This is a genomic window from Nonomuraea endophytica, from assembly GCF_014203235.1.
Classification (GTDB): domain Bacteria; phylum Actinomycetota; class Actinomycetes; order Streptosporangiales; family Streptosporangiaceae; genus Nonomuraea; species Nonomuraea endophytica.
Genome location: NZ_JACHIN010000003.1, coordinates 138,946 through 162,735, shown reverse-complemented (window position 1 = coordinate 162,735; position 23,790 = coordinate 138,946). Strand labels below are relative to the sequence as shown.

The 23,790-nt window shown below is 70.2% G+C and carries 21 protein-coding genes; 5 read left to right on the top strand and 16 right to left on the bottom strand.

Translation table 11 applies throughout. From position 1 onward, the window contains the following. Positions 1–8: 8 nt before the first annotated feature. From dmpG to HNR40_RS12640, 9 genes are read right to left on the bottom strand one after another with little or no spacing between them, the layout of a single operon-like run. Positions 9–1,016: a 4-hydroxy-2-oxovalerate aldolase gene (gene dmpG / locus HNR40_RS12680; protein ID WP_184960690.1), complete on the bottom strand. Its 1,008-nt coding sequence runs from the start codon at positions 1,014–1,016 to the stop codon at positions 9–11. Next, complete coding sequence (locus HNR40_RS12675) at positions 1,013–1,885, bottom strand: acetaldehyde dehydrogenase (acetylating) (protein WP_184960689.1); 873 nt, start codon at positions 1,883–1,885, stop codon at positions 1,013–1,015. Before HNR40_RS12675 ends, dmpG begins: the two co-directional genes overlap by 4 nt. Further along, a complete protein-coding gene (locus HNR40_RS12670) occupies positions 1,882–3,030 on the bottom strand; it encodes an alpha/beta fold hydrolase (RefSeq protein WP_184960688.1) in 1,149 nt (382 codons plus the stop codon). The genes HNR40_RS12675 and HNR40_RS12670 overlap by 4 nt, the downstream gene beginning before the upstream one ends. Beyond that, positions 3,027–4,019 (bottom strand): amidohydrolase family protein, encoded by a 993-nt coding sequence (locus HNR40_RS12665; RefSeq protein WP_312896309.1) that lies wholly within the window; start codon positions 4,017–4,019, stop codon positions 3,027–3,029. The genes HNR40_RS12670 and HNR40_RS12665 overlap by 4 nt, the downstream gene beginning before the upstream one ends. After that, positions 4,016–4,558 (bottom strand): 3-hydroxyanthranilate 3,4-dioxygenase, encoded by a 543-nt coding sequence (locus tag HNR40_RS12660; RefSeq protein ID WP_184960687.1) that lies wholly within the window; start codon positions 4,556–4,558, stop codon positions 4,016–4,018. The genes HNR40_RS12665 and HNR40_RS12660 overlap by 4 nt, the downstream gene beginning before the upstream one ends. Beyond that, a complete protein-coding gene (locus tag HNR40_RS12655; protein WP_184960686.1) occupies positions 4,555–4,995 on the bottom strand; it encodes a RidA family protein in 441 nt (146 codons plus the stop codon). Before HNR40_RS12655 ends, HNR40_RS12660 begins: the two co-directional genes overlap by 4 nt. Then, a complete protein-coding gene (locus HNR40_RS12650; RefSeq protein WP_184960685.1) occupies positions 4,992–5,726 on the bottom strand; it encodes a 2-keto-4-pentenoate hydratase in 735 nt (244 codons plus the stop codon). Before HNR40_RS12650 ends, HNR40_RS12655 begins: the two co-directional genes overlap by 4 nt. Further along, positions 5,723–6,520, bottom strand: coding sequence for a 2-keto-4-pentenoate hydratase (locus HNR40_RS12645; RefSeq protein ID WP_312896308.1), 798 nt, complete (start codon positions 6,518–6,520; stop codon positions 5,723–5,725). The genes HNR40_RS12650 and HNR40_RS12645 overlap by 4 nt, the downstream gene beginning before the upstream one ends. A 23-nt stretch (positions 6,521–6,543) precedes the next feature. Beyond that, positions 6,544–7,971, bottom strand: coding sequence for a 2-hydroxymuconic semialdehyde dehydrogenase (locus HNR40_RS12640; RefSeq protein ID WP_221340294.1), 1,428 nt, complete (start codon positions 7,969–7,971; stop codon positions 6,544–6,546). 177 nt (positions 7,972–8,148) lie between these two features. On the opposite strand from HNR40_RS12640, the gene HNR40_RS12635 reads away from it, so the two are divergent. Together HNR40_RS12635 and HNR40_RS12630 are read left to right on the top strand one after the other, a co-directional pair. Beyond that, positions 8,149–9,462 (top strand): MFS transporter, encoded by a 1,314-nt coding sequence (locus HNR40_RS12635; protein ID WP_184960683.1) that lies wholly within the window; start codon positions 8,149–8,151, stop codon positions 9,460–9,462. Between the two features lie 19 nt (positions 9,463–9,481). Further along, on the top strand, positions 9,482–10,405 hold the full coding sequence (locus HNR40_RS12630; protein WP_221340293.1) for a LysR substrate-binding domain-containing protein: 924 nt from the start codon (positions 9,482–9,484) through the stop codon (positions 10,403–10,405). Positions 10,406–10,598: 193 nt separating this feature from the next. Here HNR40_RS12630 and nusB read toward each other — a convergent pair whose 3' ends face one another. Genes nusB through HNR40_RS12615 form a run of 3 tightly spaced genes read right to left on the bottom strand, consistent with a single transcriptional unit; the run spans position 10,599 to position 12,635 of the window. Then, positions 10,599–11,009 carry a transcription antitermination factor NusB gene (gene nusB / locus HNR40_RS12625; protein WP_184960681.1) on the bottom strand — a complete coding sequence of 137 codons (411 nt, stop codon included), beginning with the start codon at positions 11,007–11,009 and terminating at the stop codon, positions 10,599–10,601. Position 11,010: 1 nt separating this feature from the next. Then, positions 11,011–11,571 carry an elongation factor P gene (gene efp / locus HNR40_RS12620; protein WP_184960680.1) on the bottom strand — a complete coding sequence of 187 codons (561 nt, stop codon included), beginning with the start codon at positions 11,569–11,571 and terminating at the stop codon, positions 11,011–11,013. A gap of 26 nt (positions 11,572–11,597) precedes the next feature. Further along, positions 11,598–12,635, bottom strand: a complete 1,038-nt coding sequence (locus tag HNR40_RS12615; protein ID WP_184960679.1) for a M24 family metallopeptidase — start codon at positions 12,633–12,635, stop codon at positions 11,598–11,600. A 92-nt stretch (positions 12,636–12,727) separates the two neighbouring features. Between HNR40_RS12615 and HNR40_RS12610 the strand changes: the two genes are divergently transcribed. Continuing rightward, the gene (locus tag HNR40_RS12610) at positions 12,728–14,515 is read left to right on the top strand and encodes a glycoside hydrolase family 9 protein (protein ID WP_184960678.1); all 1,788 of its coding nucleotides are present in this window, start codon (positions 12,728–12,730) and stop codon (positions 14,513–14,515) included. 208 nt (positions 14,516–14,723) lie between these two features. Here the strand turns inward: HNR40_RS12610 and HNR40_RS12605 are convergent, their stop codons facing one another. The 3 genes from HNR40_RS12605 to rhaI all read right to left on the bottom strand — a co-directional run bounded on the left by HNR40_RS12605 (position 14,724) and on the right by rhaI (position 19,989). Beyond that, positions 14,724–16,523: a serine/threonine-protein kinase gene (locus HNR40_RS12605; RefSeq protein WP_184960677.1), complete on the bottom strand. Its 1,800-nt coding sequence runs from the start codon at positions 16,521–16,523 to the stop codon at positions 14,724–14,726. A gap of 308 nt (positions 16,524–16,831) precedes the next feature. Next, positions 16,832–18,853 carry a bifunctional aldolase/short-chain dehydrogenase gene (locus tag HNR40_RS12600; protein ID WP_184960676.1) on the bottom strand — a complete coding sequence of 674 codons (2,022 nt, stop codon included), beginning with the start codon at positions 18,851–18,853 and terminating at the stop codon, positions 16,832–16,834. After that, positions 18,853–19,989 carry an L-rhamnose isomerase gene (gene rhaI, locus HNR40_RS12595; protein WP_184960675.1) on the bottom strand — a complete coding sequence of 379 codons (1,137 nt, stop codon included), beginning with the start codon at positions 19,987–19,989 and terminating at the stop codon, positions 18,853–18,855. The genes HNR40_RS12600 and rhaI overlap by 1 nt, the downstream gene beginning before the upstream one ends. A 103-nt stretch (positions 19,990–20,092) precedes the next feature. Here rhaI and HNR40_RS12590 point away from each other — a divergent pair, with 103 nt between their 5' ends. After that, the gene (locus HNR40_RS12590) at positions 20,093–21,070 is read left to right on the top strand and encodes a LacI family DNA-binding transcriptional regulator (protein ID WP_184960674.1); all 978 of its coding nucleotides are present in this window, start codon (positions 20,093–20,095) and stop codon (positions 21,068–21,070) included. Further along, positions 21,067–22,443 (top strand): rhamnulokinase, encoded by a 1,377-nt coding sequence (locus tag HNR40_RS12585; protein ID WP_184960673.1) that lies wholly within the window; start codon positions 21,067–21,069, stop codon positions 22,441–22,443. Before HNR40_RS12590 ends, HNR40_RS12585 begins: the two co-directional genes overlap by 4 nt. 882 nt (positions 22,444–23,325) lie before the next feature. Here HNR40_RS12585 and HNR40_RS12580 read toward each other — a convergent pair. Then, positions 23,326–23,766 carry a hypothetical protein gene (locus tag HNR40_RS12580; RefSeq protein WP_184960672.1) on the bottom strand — a complete coding sequence of 147 codons (441 nt, stop codon included), beginning with the start codon at positions 23,764–23,766 and terminating at the stop codon, positions 23,326–23,328. Positions 23,767–23,790 lie beyond the last annotated feature (24 nt).

The window sequence follows — 23,790 nt, the reverse complement described above, 5'->3', positions numbered from 1 at the left end:
ACCGATTGTCACCTCCGGCGGCCGGCCAGATCGAGCGCGATGTCCACGATCATGTCCTCCTGGCCGCCGACCATGCCGCGCCGGCCGACCTCCACGAGGATGGCGCGGGTGTCGAGCCCGTAGCGGGCGGCGGCGTCCTCGGCGTGGCGCAGGAAGCTGGAGTAGACGCCCGCGTAGCCGAGGGTGAGGGTCTCGCGGTCCACCTGGACGGGGCGGGTCTGCAGGGGCCGGACGAGGTCGTCGGCGGCGTCCATGAGCGCGAACAGGTCGCAGCCGTGTTCCCAGCCCATCAGGTCGGCGACGGCCACGAACGCCTCCAGCGGGCAGTTGCCGGCCCCGGCGCCCATGCCGGCCAGGGAGGCGTCGACGCGGGTGACGCCGTTCTCGACGGCGACGACGGAGTTGGCGACGCCCAGCCCCAGGTTGTGGTGGGCGTGGATGCCGAGTTCGGTGCCGGGGTCGAGGACCTCGCGGTAGGCGCGCACCCGCTCCTTCACGCCGTCCATGGTCAGCCTGCCGCCGGAGTCGGTGACGTAGACGCAGTGCGCGCCGTACGACTCCATGAGCTTGGCCTGGCGGGCGAGCTCGGCGGGCGGGGCGAGGTGGGACATCATGAGGAAGCCGGAGACGTCCATGCCGAGCTCGCGGGCGACGCCGATGTGCTGGGCGGAGATGTCGGCCTCGGTGCAGTGGGTGGCCACGCGTACCGAGCGGACGCCGAGCGCGTGGGCGCGGCGCAGGTCGGCGATGGTGCCGATGCCGGGCAGCAGCAGCGTGGTGAGGACCGCGCGGTCCATGGCGGAGGCGGCGGCCTCGATCCACTCCTCGTCGGGGCAGGCGCCGAAGCCGTAGTTGACGCTGCTTCCGGCCAGCCCGTCGCCGTGGGCGATCTCGACGGCGGCCACCCCGGCGGCGTCGAGGGCGCGCGCGATGGCCGCGACCTGGTCCGCGGTGTATTGGTGGCGGATGGCGTGCATGCCGTCGCGCAGCGTCACGTCCTGGATGTAGAGCTTCATCGGGCCGCGAGCCTCTCCGCGACGCGCAGCGCCGCCGACGTCATGATGTCCAGGTTGCCGGCGTAGGCGGGCAGGTAGTGGGCGGCGCCCTCGACCTCCAGGAAGACCGAGACGAGTGTGCCGCCGTCGGCCGGGCGGAACTGCACGTCCTGCTTGAGCCGGTAGCCGGGCACGTAGGCGGCCACGGCGGCCACCATCTCCTTGACCGAGGCGGCGACCTCGGCCTCGTCGCAGCCGGGCACGAGGCAGTAGACGGTGTCGCGCATGATCACCGGTGGTTCCGCGGGGTTGAGCACGATGATCGCCTTGCCGCGCTCGGCGCCGCCGACGCTCTCCAGGGCGCGCGCGGTGGTCTCGGTGAACTCGTCGATGTTGGCGCGGGTGCCGGGACCGGCCGAGCGGGAGGCGATCGAGGCGACGATCTCGGCGTAGCGCACGGGCGCGACGCGGGAGACGGCCGCGACGATCGGCACCGTGGCCTGGCCGCCGCAGGTGACCATGTTGACGTTGTCCTCGCCGAGGTGGTCGCCGAGGTTCACGGCGGGCACGACGTAGGGGCCGATGGCGGCGGGCGTCAGGTCCACGACCTTCTTCCCGTACGGCGCCAGCGCCGCCGCGTTGTGCCGGTGGGCCCCGGCCGAGGTGGCGTCGAGCACCACCGCGACCTCCTCGAAGCAGGGCAGCGCGATCAGGCCCTGGACGCCCTCGTGGGTGGTGGCCACGCCCATCCGCCGGGCTCTGGCCAGGCCGTCGGAGCCGGGGTCGATCCCGGCCATCGCGGCCACCTCCAGCGAAGCGGACGTGCGCTTCACCTTGATCATCAGGTCGGTGCCGATGTTGCCGGACCCGATGATGGCGATCTTGCTCATGTGTCCTCCTCGCCGCGGCAGAACCGGGCGAACTCCTGGGTCATCTCCGGCACCGGCTTGTGGCCGGTGAGCGGGGTGCCGTGGTTGCCGAAGTACAGCGGCACGTCGGCGAGGTGGCAGGCGCCGAGTTCGACGCCGTCGCGCGTCATGGGTGAACGCGCGTCGCTGACGAGGTGGCGGGCGGTGCCCGGGTGGACGCGCACCAGTTCCCGCGCGGGCTCGGTGAAGATCTCGCGGGTGGACGGCTCGCCCATGCCGGCCGCGGTGAACAGCCGTGCCTCCTGCGCGGTGGTGGTCACCAGCAGCGGCACTTTCGCGAGATTTCCGGACATGGGGTGTTCCTTCAGCAGGTCGCCGTCCAGCACCGGGGCGACCGGCAGCAGTCCTCCGGCCGGGGGCCGGGCGCGGGCGGCCCGTTCCTCGCCTGCCAGCAGTGCCTCGATCGGCGTCTTGGCGGGGTCGGGGACGGCCGCCGCGCGGGTCCAGGCTTCCGCCTGGCCGGGGGTGGCGAAGCCGTAGGGGACGGGGCTCATCGCCGCCGCCCGCGCGTACAGGCCGGGGGCGCAGGCCAGCAGGGCCAGGACGCTGGTGCCGCCCGCCGAGTGCCCGGCGAGCGTCACGTTGCCCGGGTCGCCGCCGAACGCGTCGATGGCGTTCCTGACCCACTCCAGCGCGGCGATCTGGTCGCGCAACGCCAGGTTGGACGGCACTCCCGGGCCGTACCACAGGCCGGTGGCGCCGAAGCGGTAGTTGACGGTCACCACCACGAGGCCGTGATCACGCGCCAGCACGGTCCCGTCGTACATGGCCTGCGCGCCGGAGCCGAACACGAACGCGCCCCCGTGCAGGAACACCAGCACGGGGCGGCGGCCCTCGGTGCCCGAGGTCCAGACGTTGAGGAACAGGCAGTCCTCGCGGCCGGTGGCCGGGTCGATCTCCAGGCCGGGCACCCACGCCATCCGCCCCGGCCGCTGCGGGGCGGGCGGGCCCGGGGTGAGCGCGTCGCGTACCCCTTCCCATGGCCGGGGCGGCTCGGGGGCGGTGAAGCGGCGGGCGGGGGCGGCGTACCTGATGCCCTCGAACGCCAGCGCTCCCCCGAGTGCGAGCCCCCGCAGCGTGCCCTGCGGGGTGTGGGCGAGCGTCATGCGCGCGGCGCGCTCTCGGTCAGGCCCAGGAAGCGGGCGGCGTTGCCGCCGAGAATCGCCTCGCGTTCGGCCTCCGACAGCCCCGGGCAGGCGCGCACGACCGAGCCGGGGTCCTCCTCGCCCAGCGGGAAGGGGAAGTCGGTGCCGAGCATGACGCGTTCCGCGCCCATGACGTCGACGAGCAGGCGCAGCGCGCGGGGGTCGAAGACGGCGGAGTCCACGGAGAAGCGGTCGGTGTAGGCGGAGGGCGGCTTGGGCGAGTCGCGGCGGACCAGGTCGCGCCGGTGCCAGGCGTTGTCGGCCCGGCCGAGCAGGAACGCGAAGCTGCCGCCACCGTGGCAGAAGCACAGCCGCAGGTTGCCGGGCAGCTTCTCGAACGCGCCGGAAAGGATCATCGTCAGGATGCCGAGCTGGGTCTCCGCGGCCATGCCGACCAGCCAGGGCAGCATGTAGCCGCGCATGCGCTCGGCGGCCATCATGTCCCACGGGTGCACGAGGACCGGCATGTCCTGGTGCGCGCAGTGCTCCAGGAAGGCGAGCAGATCGGCGTCGTCGAGGTTGCGCTCGCCGACGTGGTTGCCGATGTGCACGCCCCGGTGCCCGGCCGCCTTCGCCCTGGCCAGCGTCTCGGTGGCGCGGCCGAGGTCCTGCAGCGGCACCTGGCACAGCGGGACGAGCCGGGCGAGGTCCTCCGAGCAGTACGCGAGGATCCGGTCGTTGACCATGTCGCACCAGTCGGCGGCGCGGCCGGGCTCGGCCTCGTAGCCGAACAGCAGCGGCGTGGAGGAGACGGCCTGTACCGCCACGCCGGTGCGGTCCATCGCGGCCAGGCGCGCCCCGGCGTCCCACAGCTCGGGGGTGACGGGGCGGTAGTCCTCGTCGCCGCTCATCATCATGCCCTCGCGCAGCCACGGCTCGCCGGCCCCGGCCAGGGTGCGCGCCTCCTCGCGGGAGATCCGCGGGAAGACGTGGGCGTGGATGTCGATCACTGGACCACCGGGCGGAGCTCGTCGGGCCAGTCCTTGCCCGGGTGCACCGCGCCGCAGTGCGGGCAGGTGCGGTCGCTGCCGTAGAAGGCGTTGAAGACCGGCGGCAGGTCGTCCACGATCGACTCCAGCTGCACCTCGGCGCGGTGCACGAGGCGGTGGCAGTAGACGCAGTACCACTCGAAGGCGTCCAGGTCGCCCTGCGGGCGGGCGTACTCCACGACCAGGCCGATGGAGCCGGGCACCGGCCGCTGCGGTGAATGGCGCACGTGCGGCGGCAGCAGGAAGACGTCGCCCTCGCGGATCTGGATGTCGACCGGCGGCTTGCCCTCCTCTTCCATGACGCGCAGCACCATGCCGCCCTTGAGCTGGTAGAAGAACTCCTCGATCGGGTCGTCGTGGAAGTCGGTGCGCTGGTTGGGGCCGCCGACGACGGTCACCATCAGGTCGGCCTCCTTCCAGATCTGCACGTTGCCCACGGGCGGCTTGAGCTGGTCGGCGTGCTCGTCGATCCACGTGGCGAGGTTGAACGGCGGGATCATGGGATGCTCCTCGTCGGGATGTGGGCGGTGCAGGAGATCTCGATCAGCAGGTGCGGGTGGGGCAGCTGGTGGACGGCGACGGTGGTGCGGGCGGGGCCGTTCTCGTCGAAGTACGTGCCGTAGACCTCGTTGTAGCCGCCGAAGTCGTTCATGGAGACCAGGTAGGTGGTGACGTTGACGACGTCGGCCAGCCCGCCTCCTGCGGCCTTGAGGATGTCGGCGAGGTTCTCGATGACGGCGCGGGTCTGCTCGCGGATGTCGAGGCTGGTGGTGCCCATCTCGTCGGCGCTCGCCCCGGCGAAGGTGCCGTCGGGGCGGCGGGAGCTCGTACCAGAAACGAAGACCAGGTCGCCGGCCCGCCTGAAGTGCGGGAAGCGCCCGCGCGGGCGGGCCTTGCCGGGCACGAGCCCCGTGGCCGGCACAGCGTCGTCGCTCATGTGGTCACCTCCGCGTGCCCGAGTCCCTGGCCGCTGACCCGCACGTGCGCGCCGGGCGGCAGGGGCACGGCGGCGGTCGCCGCGCCGGCCAGCACGATCCAGCCCGCCTCCAGCTCGATCCCGGCGGCGTGGGCCAGGCGGGCGGCGGCGTGCAGGGAGCGCATCGGGTCGCCGAGGATGGCCGCCGACGAACCCGAGGCGACGGTCCGGCCGTCGATCTCCAGGGTCAGGCCGACGTTGGCGACCGCGCGCGGCGGGTGCCAGGGGCCGAGGCCGAACCCGCTGGCGGAGGCGTTGTCGGCGATGACGTCCTCCAGTGTGAAGGAGAAGTCGGCGAAGCGGGAGTCGAGCACCTCGTAGCCGACCGCCACGCCGCCGACGGCCGCGCCCACGTCGGCGGGCGAGCGCACCGGGCGCTCCAGCAGGAAGGCGATCTCGGGCTCGACCCTCGGGTGGATGAGCGTGCCCGTGTCCAGGTGGGACTCGATGAGCATGGCGTCGGTGAGCAGGCCCCAGATGACGTCGTCCACGCCCATCTGGATCATCTTGGCCCGGCTCGTGAAGCCCATCTTGACGCCGATGAGCTTCTCGCCGCGGGCCTCGCGGCGCGCGATGACCTCGCGTTGCACCTGGTAGGCGGCGGGCACGTCGAGCGCCGTCTCCTCGGTCAGCTTCGCGATGGCGGTACGGCTCAGCGCCGCCTCGTCCAGGCGCTGGGCCAGGCGGTTCACGTGCTCTCCTTCGCGTAAGGCTCCTTCGCGAAGGCGGCCCGGACGTCGCCGAGCCCGTCGATCCTGGCCTCCAGCACGTCGCCGGGCACGACCGGCACCACGGGCCCGAGCGCGCCGGTCAGCACGGTGTCGCCCGCCCGGAGCGGGCGGCCGAGGCGGGCCAGGGTGTCGGCCAGCCAGACGGCGGCGTGCAGCGGGTGGCCCAGGCACGCGGCGCCGATCCCGGTCGAGACCTGCTCGCCGCGGCGCTCCATGACCATTCCGGCCAGGCGCAGGTCCAGGTCCTTGAGCGGGACGGGCCGGTTGCCCAGCACGTACAGGCCGGATGAGGCGTTGTCGGCGACGGTGTCGGCCAGCGTGATGTCCCAGCCGCGGATCCGGCTGCCGACGACCTCGATCGCGGGCAGCGCGAACGCGGTCGCCCTGACCACGTCGGCCACCGTGTGGCGCTCGTGCGGCAGGTCGTGCTCCAGCACCAGCGCCACCTCGGCCTCGGCGCGCGGCTGCAGCACGGTACCGGCCGGGATCTCGGCGCCGTCGGGGACCGCCATGTCGGCGAACAGCACCCCGAAGTCCGGCTGGTCCACGCCGAGCTGCTTCTGCACGGCCGCGCTGGTCAGGCCGATCTTGCGGCCGCTCAGCCGCCGTCCCTCACCGAGCCACCTGTCAGTCAGCCAGTTCTGTACGGCGTACGCCTCCTCGACCCCGCCGACCAGGTCCCGCACGGGCTCGCAAGGCTGACCGGAGGCGTGCGCCCCCAGCAGCCGCTCGGCGGCCTGTTGAACGTTCGTCACCGATGACCTCAAATCTTTTAACGTCAGAACTTCACGCACACGTTGACCGGTTCAGAGAAGAAGTCGAGCGAGTACTCGCCGCCCTCCCGGCCGATGCCCGACGCCTTCACCCCGCCGAACGGGGTGCGCAGGTCGCGCAGGTTCCAGCAGTTCACCCAGACGATCCCGGCCTCGATCCTGGGCGCGACCCGGTGGGCGCGTGACAGGTCGCCGGTCCAGAGGGTGGCGGCCAGGCCGTACGGGCTGTCGTTGGCCAGCCGGATCGCCTCGGACTCGTCGTCGAAGGGCGCGACGTGGCAGATCGGGCCGAAGACCTCCTCGCGGACGGTCCTGGCGGTCTCGGGCAGGCCGGTGACGACGGTGGGCTCGACGTAGAAGCCGCCGTCGCGTTCGTCGCCGAAACTCGGGGCGCCGCCCCCGGCGAGGACCGTGGCGCCCTCCTCGACGGCCAGGCGGTAGTAGGACAGCACCTTGTCGCGGTGCCCGGCCGAGATCATCGGGCCGTAGTCCTTCAGCTCGCGGGCCCTGGCGGCCAGGCGCCGGGTGAACTCGGCGAAGATCTCGCGCTGCACGTAGACGCGCTCGGTGCACAGGCAGATCTGGCCGGAGTGGGTGAAGCTCGACCTGACCGTGCCCTCGACCGCCTCGTCCAGGTCGGCGTCGGCGAAGACCAGGGCCGGGTTCTTGCCGCCGAGCTCGAAGGAGACCGGGGTGACGTGGTCGGCGGCGGCGCGCATGATGGCCGAGCCGGTGGCCGACTCGCCGGTGAAGGCGATGGCGTCCACGCCGGGGTGGGAGGTCAGGAACTCGCCGGCCGCTCCCGCGCCGTGGCCGTGGATCAGGTTGAAGGCGCCGGGCGGCAGCCGTACGTCGTGGATGACCTCGGCCAGCAGCGTCGCGGTGGAGGGCGTCTCCTCCGACGGCTTGGCCACCACGGCGTTGCCCGCCGCCAGGGCGGGCGCGACCTTCCACGTGAGCAGCAGCAGCGGGAGGTTCCACGGGGAGATGACGGCGACGACGCCGAGCGGGCGGCGCACGGTGTAGTTGAGCGCCTCGCCGGTGCCGCTCCAGCCGGGGACGCGGGTGTGGTGGGCGCGTTCCGGGCGGCCGTAGGACAGGTCGGCGTAGGCGCGGAAGTTGGCGATCGCGCGCGGGACGTCCACGGTGGCGGCCAGGTTGCGCGGCTTGCCGGTGTCGGCGACCTCGGCGTCGACGAACTCGTCGAACCGGGCCTCGATGCCGTCGGCGATCCGCCGCAGGTAGGCGCAGCGCTCCTCGGTGCTCGCGGCGCCCCACGGACCGGCCAGCGCCCCCCTGGCCGCGGCGACCGCCGCGTCCACGACCTCGCGCGGGGCCTCGGGTACGGTCCCCATCTGGCGCCCGTCGACGGGCGAGATCAGCGGGAAGGCCGTCCCCGAGGTCTCGAAGACCCCGTTGACGTAATGCTTCATGGTCGCCATTGTCCGGCCGCGTCGCCATATCAGGCCAATACCTGATCGCGGCTGAGCTATGACAATCCCGATATATGACGCTTTTTACATAGGTGACGGCCAGAACAGTATTCGCCGTGACATACCACCAGCGTGCATCCTCGTCCGTACCCCCTGATCGGAAGGTACAGACGCACAATGGACACTGACCGCCGCAGGGCGGCGCGCCGCGTCTCGTGGGCGGCCTTCATCGGCACGACCATCGAGTGGTACGACTTCTTCCTGTACGGCACGGCCGCCGCGCTCGTCTTCAACAAGCAGTTCTTCCCCGCCATGGACCCCGTCGCCGGCTCCATCGCCGCCTTCGGCACCATGACCGTGGGCTTCCTGGCCCGCCCGCTGGGCGGCATCGTCTTCGGCCACTTCGGCGACCGGCTCGGCCGCCGCAACACGCTGGTCGTCTCGCTGCTGATCATGGGGATCGGGACCACGCTCATCGGCCTGCTGCCCACCTACTCCAGCATCGGCATCTGGGCCGCGGTGCTGCTGGTCGTGATGCGCATCGCCCAGGGCATCGGCCTCGGCGGCGAACTCGGCGGGGCCGTGGTGCTGACCATGGAGCACGCGCCGAAGGGCCGGCGCGGCCTGTTCGGCGCCTTCCCGATGATGGGCACGCCCGCCGGGATGCTCTGCGCCAACCTGGTCTTCCTGGGCACCTCCTCGGCCCTGAGCGAGGAGGCCTTCATGGCGTGGGGCTGGCGGGTGCCGTTCCTGCTGAGCGTCGTACTCGTGGTGGTCGGCATCTACCTGCGGCTGCGCATCGAGGAGAGCCCCGACTTCGTGGTGGGGCGCAAGCCCGTCAAGCTGCCGATCGCCGAGGTCCTGCGCGGCCACTGGCGCGGCGTCGTGCACAGCATCGCGGTGATCATCGGCAACAGCGCCGTCGCCTACATCTTCATGGTCTACATCCTCCAGTACGGCCAGGCCCCGCCACTCGGCCTGTCCAGAACCTTCCTGCTGACCTGCGTGATCGGCGGCGCGACGGTCTGGCTGGCGACCGCGCCGCTCTGGGCCCACCTGGGCGACAGGCTCGGGCTCCGGGCCCTGTTCTCCCGCGGCTCGTGGGTCCTGCTGGCCGGAGCCGTGGCCATCCTGCCCGTCGTCAACACCGGCAACCACGTGCTGATCGCGGTCTTCATGGTGGCCATGGGCGCGGTGCTGGCGATGACCCACGCCGCGCAGGGCACGCTGACGGCCAGCTTCTTCCCCGTCGCGATCCGCTACTCGGGCACCTCGGCCGCCTACCAGCTCGCCGCGCTGCTCGGCGGCGGCATCACCCCGCTGGTGGCCGCCTCCCTGCTGGCCTCGACCGGCTCGTCGTGGTCGATCACCGCGTACCTGGCGGTCGTGACCACGGTCAGCCTGGTGGCCGCGCTGGTCCTGCCCCGCAACGACGCGGAACGCTTCGGCGACGTCCCCGAAGCCATACCCGATCGGGCCGCCAAGGGCTGAAAGCTATGCTGAAATGGTGATGACCCGCGCCCTGGACCTGCTCGGCGGCCGCCTCAAACTCCGCCACCTCGTGCTGGTCACCGCCATCGCCGACCACGGCAGCGTGCTGCGCGCCGCCGAGCACCTCCGCCTCGCCCAGCCCGCCGCCACGCGCGGCCTGCGCGAGGTGGAGCAGATCCTCGGCGTCGAACTGTTCACCAGAGGGCCGCGCGGCGTCACCCCGACCGTGTTCGGCACCGCCTTCGTCGACCACGCCCGCGCCGTCCAGGCCGAACTGCGCCGGGCCGGTGACCGCATCACCGGCCTGGCCAACGGCGAGACCGGCACCGTCACCGTCGGCACCCTCCTGGCCGCGACGAACGTCCTGCTGCCCCGCTCCATCGCCGCGCTCAAGGCGGAACGGCCCGGCATCACGGTCATCGTGCGCGAGGGCACGTTCGACTCGCTGGTGCCCCGGCTCATCGACGGCGACACCGACCTGGTCCTCGGCCGCCTCAACCCCATCGACGACCGGCACGGGCTACGCCAGATCCCGCTCTACGACGAGCCCATCCTCCTGGTCGCCCGCTCCGGCCACCCCGCCTCGACGACCTCGACGCTGGCCGGGCTGCTCGGCTACCCGTGGATCCTGCCGCTGGAGCAGACGTCGCTGCGGCAGGAGCTGGAGCAGGTCTTCAAGGCCCAGGACCTGCCGTTGCCGGAGGACCGGGTGGAGTGCACGTCGATCCTGACGATCCGGTCGCTGCTGCTGCAGACCGACATGGTGGCCGCGCTGCCGGCGCTGCTGGTCAGGTCCGATCCGCAGCTCGTGTGCCTGCCGGTGCCGCTGGCCTCGGTGAAACGCTCGGTCGGCGTCACCCTGCCCGGGTCCCGCGCTCTTACCCCAGCGGCGAAGGTCATGCTCGACCACCTACGAACCCAGTCGACGACCTTGGAGCCCTGACCGGGTTTTCCTTGAGCTCTGATCCGGGTTTCTTGAGCTCTGATCTGGTCAAGAGCGGAGTCGTCGCGGCGGGGACCCCGTGAGCCCTCACGAGCGGCGCTCGACGGGCGCCCGCCAGCGACGGCGGGGCGGGTGGGGTGGCGGAGCCGTAACGGATGAGAAAAGGAGCGCGCCGGAGAACGGCGCGCTCCCTTCAGAGAGAAAGACTCGGCTTGAGTTGCTTGAAACGGGCCAGGAGGCCGTTGATGAAGCTGGGCGACTCGTCGGTCGAGAGCTCGCCGGCCAGGTGCACCCACTCGCTGATGACCACGCCCTCGGGGACGTCGGGCATCCACAGCAGCTCGTAGGTGCCGCCGCGCAGCAGGTTGCGGTCGACGGCGGGCATGCGCTCCAGCGTCCAGCCCTCGGAGTAGGTGGTGATGAGCTCGTCGATGCGGGCCCGGTGGCGGGCCACGCCCTCGACGATCGCCGAGGTGTACTCGTTGACGGGCGGCTCGCTCCGCTCCACCCGCTCGGCGAGGATCTTCAGCGGGTCCTCTTCCCTGGCCTCCGCCTCGAAGAGGATGTCGAGGGCGCGCCTGCGAGCTTTGCCGCGTGCCGACACCTCAGGCCCGGCCGAGGTATTCGCCGCTGCGGGTGTCGACCTTGACCTTCTCGCCGGTGGTGATGAACAGCGGGACCTTGATCTCGGCGCCGGTCTCCAGCGTGGCGGGCTTGGTGCCGCCGGTGGAGCGGTCGCCCTGCAGGCCCGGCTCGGTGTTGGAGATCAGCAGCTCGACCGCGGCCGGAAGGTCGACGTAGAGCGCTGCGCCCTCGTTGAAGGCGATCGTGGCCATGGTGTTCTCGAGCATGTAGTTGGCCGCGTCGCCGACGGTCTTGGCGCCCACGTTGACCATGTCGTAGGTCTCGGTGTCCATGAAGACGAAGTCGTCGCCGTCCTTGTAGGAATACTGCATCTCGCGCTTGTCGACGTTGGCCACGTCGACTTTCACCCCGGCGTTGAAGGTCTTGTCGACAACCTTGCCGGAGAGCACGTTCTTGAGCTTGGTGCGCACGAACGCGCCGCCCTTGCCCGGCTTGACGTGCTGGAACTCCACAACGGCCCACAGCTCACCGCCGTCGAGCTTCAGCACCATGCCGTTCTTGAGGTCGTTGGTCGTCGCCACTCGTTTTCTCCCGCGTGTTGCCGCTCTTAAAGGACGAGCAGCTCTTTGGTCGTCTTCGTGAGGAGTTCCGGCCCGCCTACACGCGTGACCAGCGTGTCCTCGATGCGGACCCCGCCCTGTCCCGGGAGGTAGACCCCCGGCTCGACGGTGATCGGAACTCGATCCTCTAGTCTACCGTTCCTGACGGGGCCCAGGAACGGCTCCTCGTGGATCTCCAGGCCGACGCCGTGTCCGAGGCCGTGCCGGAAGTGCTCCGCGTGGCCCGCCTCGGCGATCAGGTCGCGCGCGGCGGAGTCGATTTCCTTGGCCGTGGCGCCGGGCGCGAGGGCCTCGCGGCCCGCCTTCTGCGCGGCGGCGACGAGGTCGTAGATCTCGCGCTGCCAGGCGGCGGGCTCGCCCAGGCTGACGGTGCGGGTCATGTCGGCGTGGTAGCCCTGGTAGTTGGCGCCGAAGTCGAGGGTGACCAGGTCTCCGGCGCGCAGTTCGCGGTCGGTGGGCGTGTGGTGCGGGACGGCGCCGTGCTCGCCCGCCGCGACGATGGACTCGAAGGCGATCTTGTCGGCGCCGAGTTCGATCATCCGGTGCTCGAGGATGCGGGCTAGCTGGCGTTCGGTGGTGCCTGGGCGGATTTTTTCGGAAATATCGCTGAATGCCTGGTCAGAGATGGCGCATGCCGTACGCAGGAGCTCGATCTCTTCTTCGTCCTTGACCGTCCGCAGGAGCTCCACCAGCGGCTCCAGCGGGACCAGGCCCTCCCCCAGCCGCCGGAACGTCGCGACGGACATGTGCGCGGCCTCGATCCCCGTGCCCGGCGCGGCCAGGGCGCCCGCGGTGTCCGGCGCCTCGACGACCTCGACGCCGAGGTCGCGGGTCATCTCGATGTAGCGGGAGTCGGTGGCGAGCGTGGCGCTGCCGTCCTCGCGGACCAGGACCGCGGCGTTGGAGCTGTCGAGTCCGGTCAGGTATCTCACGTTGACCAGGGAGGAGACGAGCACCGCGGGAACCGCGCGCTCGGGCAGCAGCGCGGCCAGGGCGGCTCGGCGCCGCGCGTGAGTGTCGGTCATTTCGTCAATGTACGCGTATTGACCTTCCTCACGCTCCGCGGCTACCGTGCCCAGCAAGGTTAGTAAGGTTTCCTAACCTTCAAGGAGCGTGCATGAAGCTGGCAGCGGCGTTGACCGCGTTATCCGTCCTGATCGCAGGGAGCCCAGCGATGGCCGAGAGCGCGTCGTTCATCAGGGTCGACCAGGTGGGCTTCGCGCCGGAGGAGGCCAAGGAGGCCTACCTCATGGCGGACCGTCCACTCCCGTTCACCGTCGTCGATCGCCGGGGGCGGGTGGTCCTCCGCGGTACGGCGGGCCGCGACCTCGGCAAGTGGAACGACACCTACCGTCACGTCTACCACCTGGACCTGTCCAGGGTTCGTACCCCCGGCAGCTACCGGGTCAAGGCGGGCGGGCAGACCTCGGCCGAGTTCGCCGTGGCCCCCTCGATCGCCCTGTCGCTGCCCGCGGCCAAGATCGTGACGTTCTTCGGCGGCCAGCGCGACCGCTGGCACAAGAGCGACAAGGCCGCCTCGGTCTATGACTGGCCCGAGTTCACCAGCCCGGACACCGACCAGATCAAGGGCGACCTGACCAAGGTCGGCGGCCCGGTGGACGTGTCGGGCGGATGGTTCGACGCCGGCGACTACCTGAAGTTCACCCACATCCTCGCCTATGTCGACACGCTCCTGTGGGCGGCCAAGCGCGACGGCGCCATCGACCCGCGCCTGCGCGGCGAGGCCGACCACGGCCTGAAGTTCCTCGACAAGATGTGGGACGAGACGTCGAAGACCCTCTACATCCAGGTCGGCATCGGGGCCGGCAACGCCGAGGGCACCTTCGCCGGCGACCACGACATCTGGCGCATGCCGGAGGAGGACGACCACTCCACCGAGAAGTACATCCGCGACCGGCCCGTCTTCCGCGCCGCCGCGCCCGGCCAGCCGATCAGCCCCAACCTGGCCGGCCGTACCGCCGCCGCCTTCGCCCTGGCCGCGCAGGTGGAGCCCGACCGAGGGCGCGCCCGCGAGCTGCTGGAGAAGGGCGCCTCCGTCTACGCCATGGCCAAGACCGAGAACGTCGGCCGGCTTGTCACCTCGCTCCCCCACGCCTTCTACCCGGAGAGCGTCTGGCGCGACGACATGGAGCTCGGCGGCGCGGAACTGGCCCTGGCCGCCCAGCGCCTGCGCGACCCGCGGGCCGGCGAATGGCTGCGGCAGGCCGCCCACTGGGCCGGCGAGTACCTGAAGCACGACGCCGGCGGCGACACCTTCAACCTGTACGACGTCAGCGCCCTCGGCCACGCCGACCTGGTCAAGGCCATCCGCCAGGCCCGAGGCGGCACCCTGCCTGTCACCGAGCGGCAGCTCGTCGGCGACCTGAAGGCGCAGCTGGAGATCGGCGCGGCGCGGGCGTCACAGGATCCGTTCCAGGCTGGTGCCGGCTATGACCAGTTCGACTCCGTGCCGCACGCGTTCGGCCTGGCGGCCACCTCGCGGCTGTACCGGTCGGTCAGCGGTGACCGATCCTTTGACTCCTTCGGCACCCGGCAGCGTGGCTGGGCCTTCGGGGCCAACGCGTGGGGCGTGTCGTTCGTCTCCGGGGTCGGCGAGAACGCGATCACCTGCCCGCATTACCAGATGTCCAACATCACCGGCCGGTCGCCTACCGGTGCCGTCGTCAATGGTCCTAACAGCGCTTCGCTGTTCGACGACGGGCTGGGCGGGCACATGGACCGCATGAGCCCCTGCCCCGCCGACGGCGTCGACCGCTATGCCCCCTTCACCGGCCGTGGGAGCCGTTTTGTGGATGATGTGCGGTCGTGGCAGGCGTCCGAGCCGGCTGACGACTTCGCCGCGGTGGCGTTGTACGCGCTCACGCTGATGTCGCGCAACGGGTAAGTCCCGCCGTTGACCGTCCCGTGAGCGGGTGAGACCCCACCCGCTCACGGGGACCCCCCTACGCGGATGTCCCGCAGCGGGCAAGCCCCGCTGTTCATCGTGTCCCGTGAGCGGGTGAGACCTCAACCGCTCACGGGGACGTCGAGGGGCGCGTTAGACCCCCCGCCACTCACGCGGACGTCCCTGGAGCGGGTGAGACCTCAGCCGTTCACGCGGATGTCCTGGGGCGGTTGAGGCCCCAGTCGGCGAGGAAGTTCGCGAGGGGGCCAGTGGCGGCCATGTCGCCGTCGCCGGCCGCTTCGCGCAGGTCGGCCGCCGCCTCCAGGGCGTGGCGGCGGGCCTGGTCCTCGCGGCCCTTCCGGGCCCGGTCCATCGCTTTGGCGATCTTCTTACGGGCATCGGCGGCCACCTTGCCGTCGATGCCCTTCAACTGCTGCTGAAGCCTGACTGCCTCGTCGAAGCGGCCCAGCCAGTTCTGCCAGCCGCCCGGCGGGGTCTGGGTGAGGCCGGTGGTGTCGCGCGGCTGAGGGGTCAGGTTGTCCAGGGGGTTGGCCGGTCCCAGCGTGTCGACCAGGCCTGTCGGCTCCGGCGTCGGCTCCTCCGGGGTGGGCGTGGGGACCGGCACCTCCAAGGTCGGGGTCGGGCTGGGCGTCGTGCTGGGCACGGGGGTCGCGGCCGGCTGGTCGCGGCCGGACAGGACGATGAAGCCGATCGTGACCAGGGCGATCACGGCCAGGGCGGCGACCATCTGGATGATCAGGCGCCGGTTCTGGTTGGGAGGGTCCTCGATGGGGCCTTCGAAGATCTGGGTGTGACCGTCCTTGAAGGGCGGCTGGCCGCCGGGAGCTCCCGGCATGCCTGGCTGGGAGCTGTTTCGGACCGTTTGCGGGCCTCCATACGCTGAGGCACCCGTTTGCGGCCCGCTGAGCCCTGAGGCACCCGCTTGCGGGCCGCCGTACCCCGAGGGACCCGCTTGCGGGCCGCTGAACCCCGAGGCACCCGTTTGCGGGCCGCCGTACCCTGAGGCACCCGTCTGTGGACCGCCTTGGCCCGGGGCACCGTAGCCCGCTTGTGGACCCCCGTGGCCTGGGGCACCGTGGCCTGCTTGGCCTGGGGCGCCGTGGCCCGCTTGCGGGGCGGCTCCGGCATGGGTACCGGTCTGGCCTTCGGCGGTTACGGGGGCGTTGAAGGGGGTCTGGGCGTCCGGGAGGTTGGGGAGGGGGCCGGTGCGCTGGGTGGCTCCGGGGCGGGCGATGCTCGCCAGGCGGCGCCGTACCGTGTCACCGCCCGCGGGACGTGCGGCGGGATCCTTGGCCAGCAACGCCAGCAACAACTGCTCCAGCTCGGCCGGAACGGCGGGACGGTGCCGCGTCGGCGGCTCCGGCTCGGCGGTGCGGATGCGCTCGGCCAGTTCCTCCCCCTCGCCCTCGAACGGCGGCCGCCCGCACAACATCTCATAACAAACAGCAGCCAGCGCATACAGATCGGCGGCGGGCCCGCCCGGCCCGTCAAGCTGCTCGGGCGCACGGTACGGCGTCACCGGCCCCTGATCCGCCCCCTGAATCCCGAATCCGACCACCTTGAGCACTCCGCTGCCCGCCCGGCGGAAGGAGTTCGGGTCGATCTGCCCGTGCACCACCCCCGCGCGGTGCGCCGCGTCAAGCCCGGCCGCCGCCTGTCCGAACAGGTCACACGCCTCGACGATCCCCAACGGCCCGTGCGCGACCCGCTCCTCACCGAGGCTCGCCCCGGTCAGAAACTCCATCACCAGGTACGGCACGCCGTTATGACCACCGATGTCCAGAACCATGGCCACATGGGGATGGATGACCTTGGCCACGGTCTGGGCATGTTTGTGAGCCAGCTCGCTGGAGCCCGCGGTGAGCATCTTGACCGCGACGGTCCAGTCGGCGTTCTCGTCGTGCGCCCGCCACACTTCACCGGCCTGCCCCCGGCCGATGAGCTCGTCCAGCCGGTAGCGGCCGGCGACCAGCGTCTCCTCGGACATATCCCCGCCAATGCGCTCAAGGTTGGCAATTTGCCCCCAACCTTAGGGGCTCACCCACCCCCAAGCCCCCGAACTCCCCCACCACGCCCCCGGCCCACCGGGACCACCCACACCGCGACACCCGCCCACACCCCGGCATCCCGCCCCACCTACACAGTCCGCCACAGGCCACCCACCACACCGGTGTCCCGGCCCCCTCCCCACACCGCGCAACCGCCCCGGCCCCACCACAGGCCGTCGCCCGATCCCCGCGTCGAGCTGTGACCGGGAGCCGGACGGGTGGGGCGGAGCGGCCGGGTGGGGGTGGGTTAGCGGAGGAAGGCGGCGGGGACGCCTGCGTCTACCGGGATGTGGAGGCCCGTGGTGAGGTCCAGGTCGCCGGCGGTCAGGGCGAACACCGCGGCCGCCACGTGCTCCGGCAGGACCTCGCGCTTCAGCAACGTGCGCTGGGCGTAGAACTCGCCGAGCTGCTCCTCGGGCACCCCGTAGACGGCCGCGCGGTTGGCGCCCCACCCGGAGGCGAAGATGCCGGAGCCGCGGACGACGCCGTCCGGGTTGATGCCGTTGACGCGGATGCCGTGTTCGCCCAGTTCGGCGGCGAGCAGGCGGACCTGGTGGGCCTGGTCGGCTTTGGCGGCTCCATAGGCGACGTTGTTGGGACCGGCGAAGATCGAGTTCTTGGAGGAGATGTAGATGATGTCTCCCCCCATGCCCTGATCTATCAGGACCCGGGCTGCTTCGCGGGAGACCAGGAACGAGCCCTTAGCCATGACGTCGTGCTGGATGTCCCAGTCGTCCGCCGTGGTCTCCAGCAGGGGGCGCGACAGGGACAGTCCCGCGTTGTTGACGACCAGGTCGAGGCCGCCGAAGGCCAGCACGGCCCGCCGTACCATGTCCTGGACCTGCGCTTCGTCGGTCACGTCCGCGCGGACCGCCACCGCGGCGTCCGCACCGCCGATCAGCGCGGCCACCTTCTCGGCGGCGGCGAGGTTGCGGTCGGCGACCACCACGCGGGCCCCCTCGGCGGCCAGCCTGCGTGCGGTCGCCGCGCCGATGCCGGATCCGCCGCCGGTGACCAGCGCGATCCGGGTGGCCAGCGGCTTGGGCGGCGGCAGACGGCGGAGCTTGGCCTCCTCCAGGTCCCAGTACTCGATGCGGAACTTCTCGCTCTCCTCGATCGGCGCATACGCCGACAAAGCCTCGGCGCCGCGCATGACGTTGATCGCGTTGAGGTAGAACTCGCCGGCGACACGCGCGGTCTGCTTGTCCTTGCCGAAGGAGAACATGCCGACGCCGGGTACCAGCACGATCGCGGGGTCCGCGCCGCGCATGGGGGGTGATTCCGGTACGGCATGGCGGGCGTAATACGCGGCGTAGTCGGCGCGGTAGGCGGCGTGGAGGTGCCTGATCAGCTCCTCGGCCGGGTCCGGGGGCAGGACGAGCGGGGCGACCTTGGTGCGCAGGAAGTGGTCGGGGCAGGAGGTGCCGAGCGCGGCCAGGCGGGGGTGTTCGGCGCGGGCGAGGAAGTCGAGGACCTCGGGGGTCGCGGTGTAGTGGCCGACCATGGGCGCGTCGGTCGAGGCCAGGCCGCGCAGCAGCGGGAAGAGCTGGGCCGCCTTGGCCAGCCGTACCTCTTCGCCGGGGGTCTCGTGGACGATCGGGCCGAAGGGGTCGGGGCGGCCGTGGGCGGCGATGTACTGCTCGGCGGTGCGGATGATCTCCAGCGAGTTGGCGCGGCACTCCTCCGAGGTGGCGCCCCAAGCGGTGATGCCGTGGCCTCCGAGGATGGCGCCGATGGCCTGCGGGTTCGTGGCCTGGATGGCGGCGATGTCCAGGCCGAGCTGGAAGCCCGGACGGCGCCAGGGCACCCAGACGACGCGGCCGGCGAAGATCCGCTCGGTGAGGGCGGGGCCGTCCTGGGCGGTGGCGATCGCGATGCCGGCGTCGGGGTGCAGGTGGTCGACGTGCGCCGCCTCGACGAGGGCGTGCATGGCGGTGTCGATGGACGGCGCGGCGCCGCCCTTGCCGTGCAGGCAGTAGTCGAACGCCGCGACCATCTCGTCTTCGCGTTCAACGCCGGGGTAGATCGTTTTAAGGGCGCGTACGCGGTCGAGCCGCAGGACGGCCAGGCCGCTCTCCTTCAGCGTGCCCAGGTCGCCGCCGGAGCCCTTGACCCACATGAGATCGACGTCCTGGCCGGTGACGGGGTCGTGGCCGGCGGCCTTGACGGAGGCGTTGCCGCCCGCGTAGTTGGTGTTGCGGGGGTCGCCGCCCAGGGCGTGGGCGCGGTCGAGCAGTTCTCCGACCTGGGTGGGGGTGTCGTTGCTCATCAGGCGCCCCAGCCTGCCTGGGCGCCGCCGACGCGGGTGGCGCTGATTTCCTGGAAATATCCGGACTTGGCGTAGGCGGCCATGGGGTCCGGGTCGAGGCCTGCCTCCCGGCGGAGATCGGCCAGCAGGGGGCGTACGTCGGTGTTGTAGGCGTCCATGAGGACGGCGTTGGCGGCGAGGACGTCGCCGGCTTCCTGCGCGGATTTAAGGGCATTTTTGTCGACAAGGAGGGCCTTCGCGGTGGCCTCCTGAACGTTCATCACCGAGCGGATCTGCCCGGGGATCTTGGGCTCCAGGTTGTGGCACTGGTCGAGCATGAACGCGATCCCGGGCTCTTCCGCCACCTCGTACATGATCCGGAACAGCTGGAACGGGTCGGCCGCCCCCACCATCAGGTCGTCGTCGGCGTAGAAGCGCGAGTTGAAGTCGAAGCCGCCGAGCTTCCCCTCCCTCAGCAGGAAGGCCACGATGAACTCGATGTTGGTGCCCGGCGCGTGGTGGCCGGTGTCCACGACGACCTGCGCCTTCGGGCCCAGCCTGAGGCAGTGGGCGTAGGCGGTGCCCCAGTCGGGGACGTCGGTGGTGTAGAAGGCGGGCTCGAACAACTTGTACTCCAGCAGGAACCGCTGCCCATCCCCCAGCCGCGCGTAAACCGATTCAAGAGCCTCGGCCAGGCGGTCCTGGCGGGCGCGAATGTCGTCCTGGCCCGGGTAGTTGGTGCCGTCGGCGAACCAGAGCTTGAGCGTGTCCGACCCGGTGGCGTCCATGATGTCGACGCATTCCAGCAGGTGGTCCAGGGCCTTGCGGCGGACGCGCGGGTCGGGGTTGGCGACGCTGCCCAGCTTGTAGTCGTCGTCCTGGAAGACGTTGGCGTTGATCGCCCCGATGCTCAGCCCGAGGCCGTCCGCGTGGCGGCGCAGGTCGGCGTAGTCGTCCACCTTGTCCCAGGGGATGTGCAGGGCGACGCTCGGCGCGATCCCGGTGAAGCGGTGCACCTGGGCGGCGTCGGCCAGCTTCTCGTAGGGGTCGCGCGGAACGCCGGGCTGGGCGAAGACCTTGAAGCGGGTGCCCGAGTTCCCGTACGCCCACGAGGGGGTCTCGATCCGTTGCTCCCTGAGCCGCGGTCTGATGTCCATGCACGCAATCCTTTGAATCGTTTTAACAACGTGTGCGACGCTAGACAGCGATCTCGCTGCCGTCAATTGCCGTATCGCGGTTGTTACGTTTTAATCAGGTCCCGTGGTGAACATCAAGGAGGTCGCCGAACTGGCCGGAGTCAGCCCCGGCACGGTCTCGAACGTCCTGAACCGCCCGGAGAAGGTCTCCCCGACGACCCGCCGACGGGTGGAGGCGGCCATCGAGAACCTGGGCTTCGTCCGGCACGCCTCGGCCTCGACGCTGCGCGCGGGCTACAGCCGGACGATCGGCCTGTCGGTGATCGACATCGGCAACCCGTTCTTCACCGACGTGGCCGCCGGGGTGGAGGAGACCGCCAGTGCCCTGGGGTACGCGGTCATCCTGGGCAACTCGGCCGGCTCGCGTACCAAAGAGGAACGCAACCTGCGCGTCCTGGCCGAGCAGCGCGTCCGCGGCGTGCTCATCACCCCGTCCGACGAGGACCCCGCGCGCCTGGACCGCCTGCGCGCCCACAACATCAACGTCGTCCTCGTCGACCACCCGCCACACCGCGCCGACCAGTGCTCGGTGGCGGTGAACGACGTGGTCGGCGGCAAGCTGGCCGTGGAACACCTCATGGCCGTCGGCGCCACCTCCGTCGCCTACGTCAGCGGCCCGCTGACCATCCGCCAGTGCCAGGACCGCTTCGACGGCGCGTCCCAGACGTTCCCCGGCGCCATGCGCCTGATCCAGATGCCCACGATGACCGCCCGCGCCGGTGAAAAGGCCGCCCAGCTCCTCCTGGACTCCGGCATCCCCGACGCCGTCTTCTGCGCCAACGACCTGCTCGCCCTCGGCGTCCTGCGCGGCCTCACGCGACTCGGCGTCCGCATCCCCGACGACGTGGCCCTGATGGGCTACGACGACATCGACTTCGCCTCGGCCTCGGCCGTCTCTCTGACCTCCGTCCGCCAGCCGACCTACCAGTTGGGCAAAGTGGCCACGGAACTGCTGCTCGACGAGTGCGACCGCCCCAGCGCCCACGCCCACCAGCAGATCGTCTTCCAGCCTGAACTGGTCGTGAGGGAGTCCACCCGATGACCCGCTTCGCCGCCATCGACCTCGGCGCCTCCAGCGGTCGCGTCATCGTCAGCGACGAGTCCCTGACGCTGACCGAGGTCCACCGCTTCCCCAACGGCGCGACGATGCGCGCGGGCGCCCTGCGCTGGGACATCCACCGCATTTTCCACGAGATCCTGTACGGCCTGGCCAAAGCGGGCCCGGTCGACTCGATCGGCATCGACTCCTGGGGCGTCGACTACGGCCTCCTGGGCCCGGACGGCACCTTGCTCCGCGACCCGGTGAGCTACCGCGACAGCCGTACGGAAGGCGTGGTGTCCGCGACGATCGACCGCCTGGGCGCCCAGCCCCTCTACGAGGCCACCGGCATCCAGCCCCACCCCATCAACACCATCTTCCAGCTACTGGCCGACGACCTGACCGACGCCGCGACCATGCTCCTGATCCCGGACCTGATCGCGTACTGGCTGACCGGCGAAACAGGCGCCGAGGTTACCAACGCCTCGACCACCGGCCTCCTCGACATCCACTCCCGAACCTGGTCACACGACGTGGCGCGCAAAGCAGGCATCCCCACCCACCTGCTCCCCCCCATCCGCCACCCCGGCTCCCCCATCGGCGTCATGACCCCCGCCCACGCCCCCGAAGCGTGCTGCCGCGACGCCTTCCCGGCCTGGTCGGCCCCGGTCGTGGCGGTCGCCTCCCACGACACCGCCTCCGCCGTGATCGCCACCCCGGCCGCGACGGACGCCTTCGCCTACATCTCCTGCGGCACCTGGTCACTGGTAGGCGTGGAGCTTTCCGCTCCGGTGCTGTCAGAGGCCAGCCGTACCGGAAATTTCACGAACGAGACCGGTCTGGACGGCACCACCCGCTACCTCCGCAACGTCATGGGCCTGTGGCTCCTCCAGGAATGCCTCACCACCTGGGGCTCCCCCGACCTCCCCGCGTTGCTGCAGTCCGCCGAGGAAGCCGAACCCCACCGCTCCCTGATCGACGCCGCCGACCCCTCATTCCTGGCCCCCGGCGACATGCCCACCCGCATAGCCGAAGCCTGCCGAAAAGCAGGCCAGCCCGTACCAAGAACAAAGCCGGAAACAGTCCGCTGCATCCTGGAAAGCCTGGCCCTGGCCCACCGAAACGCCATAGCCGATGCGACAGCATTGTCCGGCCACCAGGTAGAAGTCATCCATTTGCTGGGAGGCGGCGCCCGCAACCGCCTCTTGTCTCAGCTGACCGCCGACGCCACCGGCCTCCCCGTGGTCGCAGGCCCCGTAGAGGCCACCGCCTTGGGCAACATCCTCGTCCAGGCCCGAGCGGCTGAAAAGGTCGATGGCCTCCGCGAAATCCGCACCTTAGCACATGAGTTTCACAGCAAATATGAGCTCGCCTGATCGTCCAGCTGCTTCTCACCACAAGGTTTCTCTGCGTTTGGCGCCCCGAATCCCTTTACGAGCCTCACCGCTTCTGCGGAACCTCATCCGCCATCCGTGCAACCGGCCTTTCTCAGCAATGCACGGGTAACTCGAGACTGCGGACCCCTGCCGACAGTGGGACAGTGAGGCGCCCGGCGTGGCGATCGCTTTGCCCTACCCTCCCCCGTGAACGGGGCCAGCATGAATGTGCGTAAGGTAGATGCATCCTCGTCATAGTCAAGAGTGCCCGCCAGGGCCATAACCACCGTCTGGATGGTAAGAAGATATCCACTGAGTCTGGGATATTTACAACCTGAGCGCAAGTGGATGAGATGATCTGGACGGATGGATAATTGCAAGGATTTCAGCCAGATCAGCTGCTATTACGTGATGAATGCCAACCGCCCACGCACACGCTTCACCTTACGAAGAGGAAGCGGAGACAGATCCTGATGCAGAAAGCCCTGCCTCAGCGAGATGTTCCCAAGCTAGTTGAGCTTGGGTCCCGACTAGCGCAGGCTGGTCGGGCAAGTCTTGGGACCCGGCAGGCCGTTGAGCACCGCGCCGATGCACATGGCTTCTTCATCGCCGAAGTCAGAGTCGTTGACAAAGCAAAGCTCTCACTGTACCGGTCAGGAGCTACTTCAGCGAAGGCCTAAGTAGGCCAGGAATCGCGTCTTCTACCAGGCAGAGCCTTGTCAGGCACACCGCATTGGAGCTTCCATCGCGACGCTTAATCCCACTGCCCTGAAATGCGCTTTCCGCCGACAGCTCAGCTCCAACCCGACACCCCAGCAACGGAAAAAATCCTCCCAGTATCCAATCCAGCGAGACGCGCGCCCCCATCTAATAAGACCGCAATCATTCCTCGAACACGACAACAAGGTCGCGACTGTCCGGAAAATCTTCAATTGTCGCCAGGATATGGCGCCCTTGAATCATCTTCTTTACCCCCGCGATGCACGTTGCCCCGCATGATTCAATAGGAAGCGGCACATTGACCCATCCATCAGAGTAGAACTTCTTAAGCGATTGCTTGGGTGACGCTTTTCGATCAAGATCGTACGTTATCCACGCCCCACCAGCTTCCTCTGAATCGCAGTCGCTGTGCTCCTGTAGCGTCTTTCCCACATCAGCCCCGAGCAGTCGCTGCGTGATCGCGGCGAGCTGGCTGGTTTCCCGCTTATCCCTCTCGTAACAGGACTTCATCGCTTCGGGATACGGTTGCTGCCCGCCCCTGCTCGCGCATCCAGTGGCAACAGCCGTTACAACGAGTATGAGCCAGGTCAGCCCATTCTTCATCGAGCCGTCCTTCCGTCCGGACCT

What these genes read in the sequence shown, in the direction of transcription:
- rhaI (WP_184960675.1), bottom strand. Translation starts at nt 19,989, where the DNA reads ATGGACATCAGACCGCGGCTCAGGGAGCAACGGATCGAGACCCCCTCG.
- HNR40_RS12615 (WP_184960679.1), bottom strand. Translation starts at nt 12,635, where the DNA reads ATGACCGACACTCACGCGCGGCGCCGAGCCGCCCTGGCCGCGCTGCTG.
- HNR40_RS12585 (WP_184960673.1), top strand. Translation starts at nt 21,067, where the DNA reads ATGACCCGCTTCGCCGCCATCGACCTCGGCGCCTCCAGCGGTCGCGTC.
- HNR40_RS12640 (WP_221340294.1), bottom strand. Translation starts at nt 7,971, where the DNA reads ATGAAGCATTACGTCAACGGGGTCTTCGAGACCTCGGGGACGGCCTTC.
- dmpG (WP_184960690.1), bottom strand. Translation starts at nt 1,016, where the DNA reads ATGAAGCTCTACATCCAGGACGTGACGCTGCGCGACGGCATGCACGCC.
- HNR40_RS12580 (WP_184960672.1), bottom strand. Translation starts at nt 23,766, where the DNA reads ATGAAGAATGGGCTGACCTGGCTCATACTCGTTGTAACGGCTGTTGCC.
- HNR40_RS12660 (WP_184960687.1), bottom strand. Translation starts at nt 4,558, where the DNA reads ATGATCCCGCCGTTCAACCTCGCCACGTGGATCGACGAGCACGCCGAC.
- HNR40_RS12630 (WP_221340293.1), top strand. Translation starts at nt 9,482, where the DNA reads ATGACCCGCGCCCTGGACCTGCTCGGCGGCCGCCTCAAACTCCGCCAC.
- HNR40_RS12600 (WP_184960676.1), bottom strand. Translation starts at nt 18,853, where the DNA reads ATGAGCAACGACACCCCCACCCAGGTCGGAGAACTGCTCGACCGCGCC.
- HNR40_RS12635 (WP_184960683.1), top strand. Translation starts at nt 8,149, where the DNA reads ATGGACACTGACCGCCGCAGGGCGGCGCGCCGCGTCTCGTGGGCGGCC.
- HNR40_RS12670 (WP_184960688.1), bottom strand. Translation starts at nt 3,030, where the DNA reads ATGACGCTCGCCCACACCCCGCAGGGCACGCTGCGGGGGCTCGCACTC.
- HNR40_RS12655 (WP_184960686.1), bottom strand. Translation starts at nt 4,995, where the DNA reads ATGAGCGACGACGCTGTGCCGGCCACGGGGCTCGTGCCCGGCAAGGCC.
- HNR40_RS12675 (WP_184960689.1), bottom strand. Translation starts at nt 1,885, where the DNA reads ATGAGCAAGATCGCCATCATCGGGTCCGGCAACATCGGCACCGACCTG.
- HNR40_RS12610 (WP_184960678.1), top strand. Translation starts at nt 12,728, where the DNA reads ATGAAGCTGGCAGCGGCGTTGACCGCGTTATCCGTCCTGATCGCAGGG.
- HNR40_RS12605 (WP_184960677.1), bottom strand. Translation starts at nt 16,523, where the DNA reads ATGTCCGAGGAGACGCTGGTCGCCGGCCGCTACCGGCTGGACGAGCTC.